The sequence below is a fragment of the Jeotgalicoccus coquinae genome, assembly GCF_014207425.1.
Classification (GTDB): domain Bacteria; phylum Bacillota; class Bacilli; order Staphylococcales; family Salinicoccaceae; genus Jeotgalicoccus; species Jeotgalicoccus coquinae.
Window position 1 is genome coordinate 1 of record NZ_JACHFF010000007.1, and the last position, 2,158, is coordinate 2,158.

The following is a 2,158-nucleotide window of genomic DNA, read 5'->3' on the forward strand; positions in this document are numbered from 1 at the left end:
TCAGTAACATGCTTGCCTATGAACGTTTGTAGTAGTTGATTTCTCAATTTTTTCTCTGTATACTTTTCCATGAATTGAATAACCCTTTCTTCAAGAAAGGCACAAAACTTGCACCTAGCGTATTTAGTTAATGCTTAGACACCACTAACTTATAATACTATGCTAGATAATGCAAGTTTTTTTGTGTTTAAACCAGTCGTATCAAGGGATAGAGAGCTTTCGGGTCAAATCGAAGATATGACCCTTAGTATCAAGATAAGAAAAGACCGGTCAAAAACCGTTTAATATTACATAAATTTTAATTGTTATTTCCGAACAAGAGATAATATAAAAATCTTATGAATATATATATAAAACATAAATAAGACACAATAATTAAAAGCGCTCCTATCGCACTTAAAAAAGCCATAGGGAATGATGGTTCACTATATGGATCACCAGACATAAATAAACTAGCTGTTAAATTAAACATAATCCCGAGAATACCAGAGAAAATACCAATTCTTACAACCACATCTAGTGATCTAATCCAATCAACAAATGAATCCCCTCTTCCTTTCTTGTAAATCATAAATCCAACAATAATAATCAAAAGTAATATCGCAAACATTACAGAACACCTCAATTTAATTTTAGTCAATATATTTAAAATAATTATACCTTTCGCAAAATACACTTCCAATACTTCTTTACACTTATATTTCGAATAAAAACTATTTATTTTTTATTCCAATTTCCTTTTATGGCTTTGATGCGCTGCGGTCTTAAAAATCTAAGAGCTTTTGCAACCGAAAGTTAATAGCTATCGCTACTACTTTCGCTTTCGCTCTTAGTATATTTTAAGACCTGTCAAAGCCAAAAAGTTTTCTCGGCATAAACAGATCTCTGTATCTTATTTTGAGCGTAGGCGATAAAAAGCACAAGAAACGTCGTCTACGACGTATAAGTGCGCCCTTACGGATAATTTGAATAAATCACGATAAAATATACCTAAAACCTGTTTAAAAGCGTATATGAGCTTTATTTGGGCTTTAAATGCATTTTAAACTCAAGTTAGATTAATTTTTTAATACTTTCTTGATTTGATTATTTGAATATCAGAACACTGCCCAGTTACACGCACGTATTTTTCTTACGAAAAAACGAGCATTCCCCTGGGAAAATCCGCCTCAAGGGTGAAATCAAAAAAGGAGTAACCTTTTGGTTACTCCCCCTCAATATTTTCTCCGTCCAGCATTTTATTATTTACTTCTTTCTGCATTTCTTCTGTCATCAATTTTTGCTCTGTTTGAATATATTCTGTTTGTCCCCAATGAAAAAATAATTGGAAAATATATTGTGTTGGATCAATCTCTTTATATTTTTCTAACTCTTTATTTTCATACATTCTGCTGGCATCTTTAAATAATCCTGAATACACAATCAATCGTTTACCAGAAAGCGTGTTATAAAATGCATCAAAAACTTTTTCATTTTGAAGATAATCTGAATCCTTTGCACTGTATTTTGCAATTTCAGATACTTCTTTTTTATTGTCTGTGTGCTTTACTTTTCGAACATCAACTTGTGTGATTAAAGGATTTTTCGTTGATTTTTGCCATAATTCAAGCCAACGATTTCGCGTTATATAAGCTTTAGTATCAGTAAAATAACTTTTATTTACTGCTAAAACCACATGGAAATGTGGATGATAATCATCTCGTTCTTTGTTGTAAGTCACTTCAAGTTTTCTTACATAACCTTTGACTGCTGCTTTAACTTCCTTACGTTCCATTAATCGCTTGAAAGACTTATTGTAATGCTGAATCTCATCATCAAGTTCATCTGCTTTAACGTTTGGAGCAGTAAGCGTCAAAAAAACAAATTCTTTATTTTCTTCCTCTTTTAAATACTGCATAAGAATACTAATCTTCAATGCATTCTTTCTCGACTTACGCCATGAACATACAGGGCAAAATCTATGCTTACAACTGTTCGCACCATGCAACTTCGTCTTTTCAAGCGTTTTATCAGCAAGAAATAACATAAATGTGTTGCACTCCTTTATTCGTAATAGTGTGGAATCAGTAACATGCTTGCCTATGAACGTTTGTAGTAGTTGATTTCTCAATTTTTTCTCTGTATACTTTTCCATGAATTGAATAACCCTTTCTTCAAG

At 32.0% G+C, this 2,158-nt stretch carries 2 protein-coding genes; both read right to left on the reverse strand.

The features are described 5' to 3' along the window. Positions 1 to 298: 298 nt before the first annotated feature. Complete coding sequence (locus tag HNR41_RS11280) at positions 299 to 610, reverse strand: hypothetical protein (RefSeq protein WP_184284744.1); 312 nt, start codon at positions 608 to 610, stop codon at positions 299 to 301. A 594-nt stretch (positions 611 to 1,204) separates the two neighbouring features. Beyond that, on the reverse strand, positions 1,205 to 2,134 hold the full coding sequence (locus HNR41_RS11285) for a protein rep (protein WP_184284745.1): 930 nt from the start codon (positions 2,132 to 2,134) through the stop codon (positions 1,205 to 1,207). Positions 2,135 to 2,158 lie beyond the last annotated feature (24 nt).